This window comes from Paenibacillus sp. sgz302164, from assembly GCF_056120505.1.
In genome coordinates, this window is the sequence record NZ_JBVYOL010000063.1 from 1 (window position 1) to 5,763 (window position 5,763).

Below are 5,763 nucleotides of genomic sequence, written 5' to 3' on the forward strand. Positions count from 1 at the left end.
AGGGCGATGCAAGCTGAAAAGTTGGTGCTGAGTGGCACGAAGTCGGTGCAGGTGACAGAGGTTGCAAGCATAAGCGCAAGATTCGATCAGTTTGTACGATCACTGAGTGAAAAGGGCACTACCCTGGGGAGAAGTTACACGAAGCTTACTCAGGATATGAATAAGATTTTGGATGCAGAATTTATTAACCCGTTTGCGCCGCAGAAGGCAGGAGTGCTTGGAGGTATACCTGAAACAATAACGTTAAGGGAACTCTTCCAGGAAGCAACGGGGAAAATATCGAATTATATGAAAAGCGAAGGCGATTCAGTCGGCCATGGAAAGGGTGGAGGTGGTTCAGGCTCTAAGGGGACGGGTGAATTTAGGGAGACAGATAAAGCTAGGGGAACACATGAGGGTAAGTATCTAACTGACCCTGCGGAAATGAGACCATACATTACAGCTCCGAAAAATGGATTTGACGCCTTTTTGGAGAGGAAATATATTGAAATTAGAAAAACAGGTTTAGAAGATGTGCCAACGGTGGCCAAAAATACAGGGTTAACCGAATCAGAGATTGCAATGATGAAGCAACATTTATTTTTAACTGTTTATGATCTATCAGTAGATGGTAAAGCACTTGAAAAGTTGTACTTTCAAGCCGATCAAGACATTGCTTTTGCTTGGCAGAAGGCTCAATTGAAGGAACTTACAGATACAGAAAAAGAATGGTTTAGAAGACTTGCAAATCATGAACTAAAAGAAAAAGAAATAATGAAAAGTGGAAAACCACTAAGAGATCCATCTGCGTGGAATGGCAAAGGATATAATAAAGATCATGAAAAAAATGCACATGATGAAACAAATCTATCAGATCCGAATCCGAGTGAACCATTTCCAGGATACAGTGAGAAACAAGTATCAAAAGATTTCGAAGACAATTTTTTTAATGATAGTAACGACTATTAATTTTTGAGGTGGGACAATATGTATCTTAGTAACGCGGTATTAAGAATAAATAGCATTAAATGGGATTTTGTGGGTACAAGGTCATCGAAGGAAGATGCTGACTTAGGCTATGAGTTTTTGAGAAGAATGGCTCAATTTTTCAAGGAAGAATCAATATTACCAAGACCACCTTTGTTTGCAAATATAGCTAAATTACTCGGTGATGTTGAGGAGGAAGTGGATATTTTGTACTATTGTAACTCAGAAGCTTCCAAATTGCTAAATAAGAACAAGTATGAAACAAAAATACTCGAGTATTATATACAATTAGCGAAGTATGCTGATAAAAACCCGAATTATGGTAAATATCTAAATGTATATGAACCATTAATCAAAATTTTTGAAAGAGGAGGTTTGTTTGTTCTTAAATATCGGGAGTTAGATATAATAAATGTTACTTTTATCCCTTTGGGTGAATGGTATGAAAATTTTGTGGGAATGGAACCTATTGACATAAGCCATCTATGAATATTACTAATGAGAGTGATGAAGGGATGGCACTTACAGTGTCTATCAATAATTTTGTGTAGCCTACTAAATTAGTCATTTTCTAGGCACAACACTAGATAGAATTCTGTTCTCGCAGAACCTTCAACGGATGTGTTAGGAAAATGGATGAACTGGTTTGGTAAGACGTTCATGTAATCTTATTTTTAACCTTAAAAACAAGATTGTCTAATACAATCAACAATGCCGCAAAGCGAGTAAGCCGCCCGTGATGCGGTTTCTTTTTTTTCACCCGTGGCTATATCATAAATAACGCAAATAACCACTCAACGAAAATGAGCGGCGGCGGCTGTTCAAAAAGACCCCACCCAGTGTCGAATGAACTCATCAGTCAATTAATTGGGCGCACTCGCGATTGTGGCCGTGGTAGCGGTAGTTGCGGCAGTCACCGTAGCGACGTTAGGAGCCGGGGCGGTGGTGATCGGAGCCGTGGCAGCCGGCGTGATGGAAGCGGGAGCTATCGCAGTAGGAACGAAAGCTGCCTCGGACATCCGTCGAGGGGAAGTGAGCGACTTTAGCGATTATTCCCCCGCCGATGCGTTCCGGGAATTGATGAGCGGCGCGGCATCCGGTGCGCTTTTCGGACCCATCAAGAAAGCATGGGAAGCGTACAAGGAATTTGATCCGATGAGCGCTGGCATCCTGGCAGGCATCGGAATGATTGTAGAGGAAACCGTTCTAGGTTTGGCAGACTTGTTGTGGAAGGAATTAGATTTTGCCGTAAAGAATCCTCTAGGAGTTTGTTGCGAACCCCATCGTTTTTACAGGCAAATACTACGCCGACAAGGAGCATCGAGATGAGCTGCTGAGAACACTGGCGGGAGTCTGGGAAGGCGTAAAGCGGGATTTCAAGGAAAACGTCATCAATGGAGATACCTATAGTCGAAGCAAATATGGAACGGAATTGGTACTTACCATAGCCTCCTTTTTCGTCGGTGGCGAGGCAGGAGCAGCATCCAGGGCGATGCAAGCTGAAAAGTTGGTGCTGAGTGGCACGAAGTCGGTGCAGGTGACAGAGATTGCAAATATAAGCGCAAAATCCGATCAGTTTGCACAATTGCTGAGTAAAGAGGGCACAACCCTAGGTAAAAGTTACGCAAAGCTTACCCAGGATATGAATAAGATTTTGGATGCAGAATTTATTAACCCGTTTGCGCCGCAGAAGGCAGGAATGCTTGGAGGTATACCTGAAACAACAACGCTAAGGGAACTCTTCCAGGACGCAACGGGGAAAATATCGAATTATATGAAAAGCGAAGGCGATTCAGTCGGCCATGGAAAGGGTGGAGGTGGTTCAGGCTCTAAGGGGACGGGTAATGTTCCACCTATTAAACCTATCGAACCACGGGGCGAACCAATAAAATTTATCCCTAGTTTCAAGCAGGAAGAGATTGCGTTAAAAACATATGAGAAATTAAGAGCATCAGGATTAGATATGCAGGAGATAGAAAAGTTCGCCGGAAATACCGGTTTAAGTTTAGAAGAAGCGGTACAATTAAAGAAACATATGATATTGACTGAGCACATTAACTTAGTAGACACAATTAATGGGAAGTATTATTATAAAGGTTATTTTGATCCCGTAATTGACGTTGCTTATGGATGGGAGCAGGCATTAGTAAGAGAGTTGAATGAAGCGGAAAAAGCGTGGTTTAGGAAACTAGCTGACCATGAGCTAGCAGAAAGTAAAATGATGAAAGATGGATTACCTTACCGCGATATAAATGAATTTAATGGTGGTACGAAGAACGAAAGTACAAAGGGTGCTCACGAGTTGGCACCACCACAGCCTGAAGGTTTCCCAGGTTTCAAACCAAAAATTTGAGGTGATAGAAATGAATGTTAATTTTGAAAAGGCAAAGAAAAGGGTGCAAAGTATTAATTGGGAAATAAGGGATTATGATAAGCCTTCCCACGCTGTTTTAGTAACTGAGTTTATTAGAAGGGGTAATATTTTTTTAGATTCTAATTCCATAGGTGATAACAGGCGTGCAATTTTTAATGCAGTTGAAATTGTTCAGTTTGATGTACCAAGTCATATAAAGGAGAATTATATTGAACAAGACAATTCTAATATTGACTGGGTTGTTGAATACCTTTGTACTTACTATATTGACTGGGCATATGCAGTTGACCAAGAATTACCTATTGCATTGAAATTTCATGATTTATATGATCCAATAATTAAACTTTTTGAGAGGGGCGGAAGAATCGGCTACCACCATAATGAATTAGTATGCGGTACACGTGGATGGCCGCGAAACTCTGGGGCAATTACTAGAGAACTACTGCCACAAGACATAAGCGATGAGGCCCTTAACGCTCTTGATGCGAACAGTTAGGTTCTATAATACGATTAATTTAGTTATTATCCTAAGTTACCATTAGTTCAGTTTATAAAATAATTAGTTAATTATACGCCACAACGCGAGCTAGCCGCCGTGTTGTGGTTCTATTTTTATCCGCTGCTATATGCTAAAAAAAATAATCATACAAGTGGCGGCTATTTCAAAAATACCCCACCCAGTACCGAATGAACCCATCATTAAAACAGTAACACTTCTAACCCATGTAATACCCGTATAAAGATTTCTCCATTTCGGCTGTACGTACATCAAATGCTTGAATTTTATACCCTAAATAATGCTATTCCGTTATATGGAACAGGTCGATTATGGTCAGATACCACCATGATTGACCTGTTTTTTGTTATCTTCGTTTTCTTGCGCTTTTTCAAAATTCTTCGCAATTGTAGAATAAGCCGCCCCGATAGAGAGGATGAAAAGGCAAAGCATCTTTTGGAGTAGTTAGCCCGACCATTCATATTATCAGGACTTATCTGCAAATTGTCCGCAACAATCTGATGAGATCCATGTCTATGAATACGACGGCCAGCGGGAAACGACGTTGTTCAAGGGCTTTGTGAGCGCAGTGAATATGACGCATGCCAACGGCATATACGGCATCGAACTGGAAGGGCTGTCCGGTTCGCATATGCTGGATGTCGCCAAGCGGCGGCGAACGTTTCAGGATGAGTCGATGGACTATCCAGCGCTCATCCGGGAGCTCTTGCAAGCCTATCCGCAGCAGGATGTGCTGTACAGCGTAGGCCAAGGAGCAGCGATCGGGGCGCCGGTGATCCAGTACGAGGAGACGGACTGGGAGCTGCTGAAGCGTCTGGCAAGCCATTTCCAAAGCGTCGTCGTCTGTGATATCTTGGAAGCAAGGCCCAAGCTGTTTTTTGGCATGCCGCAAGGAAAAAGCGTCAGCCTGCCGGAGGATACGCCGTATAAGGCGGGTAAGGACTTGTTGGCTTTTCAGCGGGCCGGCGGTTATGAGGCAGGGCTGCACGATACGGATTTCTTTTATTATGAGGTAGACAGCATGGAGCGCTTGTCCCTAGGGGATGAGCTTGAATTCCGCGGCAAACGGATGGTGGTTGGCGAAGTTACCGGGCGCATGAATCGCGGACAGTTCGTGTACACGTACCGTTTGTCACGAGCAGAGGGGATTCGCAGGAGCCCTATCTATAACGAGAAGCTGGCGGGCGTCTCGCTGGAAGGGGAAGTGCTGGAGGTCAAGGGCGAGCAGGTGAAGCTGCATCTGAGCGTGGACCGCGAGCAGCCTAAGGACAAGGCGCATTGGTTCCCGTTCGCGCCGGCGACCGGCAGCGCCATGTACAGCATGCCGAAGGCGGGGACTCGCGCGAGCCTGTACATACCCGATGCCGAGGGACGGCAGGCGATTGTCGTAGGGGCGGTGCGCACCAATGGCGGCAGCTGCGCCAAAACCGGCGACCCGAGCAAACGCTACTTCGGGACGGAGCACGGTAGCGAACTGGAGCTGACACCGACAGCGATCAACCTGACGGGCGGGAGCAAGGAGCCGCTGAAGCTGAGCTTCGACGATGCGACGGGCGTGACGATGACGAGCCACAAGAAGCTGACGCTGAACGCGAAGGCGGACATCTCGCTTTACACGCCCAAGCGTGTGGTCATCTACGCGCAGAGTCAGCTCATGGCGAAGAAGCTGAGCGCACAAAGCGGCTTCTCGATCGAGAGCGAGTACCACTTTCTCGGAGCCAACGTAAGGGCGGAAGGAAGAGACCGCACCTCGTATGCGCCGTTTGACGACGAGCCGAAGCAAGGGACGCCACCTCCACCGCCAATGTTGTCAGGTTAAGCGGTTATAGCCCCCGCCGCTTGGTCTTCGTGAATTTGTTAGCTTTTGTCTGTTTGTTCCGTTTGAAAGAGCGATCCTTCACTATGG

Annotated in this window: 5 protein-coding genes and 1 pseudogene; all 6 read left to right on the forward strand. The window is 45.2% G+C overall.

The window, feature by feature from the left end:
- A pseudogene (locus tag AC0LWT_RS38840) lies at window positions 1-948 on the forward strand (hypothetical protein); the annotation flags it as partial.
- Window positions 949-966: 18 nt separating this feature from the next.
- Window positions 967-1,455 carry a hypothetical protein gene (locus tag AC0LWT_RS38845; RefSeq protein ID WP_474687324.1) on the forward strand — a complete coding sequence of 163 codons (489 nt, stop codon included), beginning with the start codon at window positions 967-969 and terminating at the stop codon, window positions 1,453-1,455.
- Between the two features lie 396 nt (window positions 1,456-1,851).
- Window positions 1,852-2,295: a hypothetical protein gene (locus AC0LWT_RS38850; protein WP_474687326.1), complete on the forward strand. Its 444-nt coding sequence runs from the start codon at window positions 1,852-1,854 to the stop codon at window positions 2,293-2,295.
- 163 nt (window positions 2,296-2,458) lie between these two features.
- The gene (locus AC0LWT_RS38855) at window positions 2,459-3,319 is read left to right on the forward strand and encodes a hypothetical protein (protein WP_474687328.1); all 861 of its coding nucleotides are present in this window, start codon (window positions 2,459-2,461) and stop codon (window positions 3,317-3,319) included.
- 10 nt (window positions 3,320-3,329) lie between these two features.
- Window positions 3,330-3,836 carry a hypothetical protein gene (locus AC0LWT_RS38860; RefSeq protein WP_474687329.1) on the forward strand — a complete coding sequence of 169 codons (507 nt, stop codon included), beginning with the start codon at window positions 3,330-3,332 and terminating at the stop codon, window positions 3,834-3,836.
- Window positions 3,837-4,401: 565 nt separating this feature from the next.
- Window positions 4,402-5,676, forward strand: a complete 1,275-nt coding sequence (locus tag AC0LWT_RS38865; RefSeq protein WP_474687331.1) for a hypothetical protein — start codon at window positions 4,402-4,404, stop codon at window positions 5,674-5,676.
- Window positions 5,677-5,763: the final 87 nt, after the last annotated feature.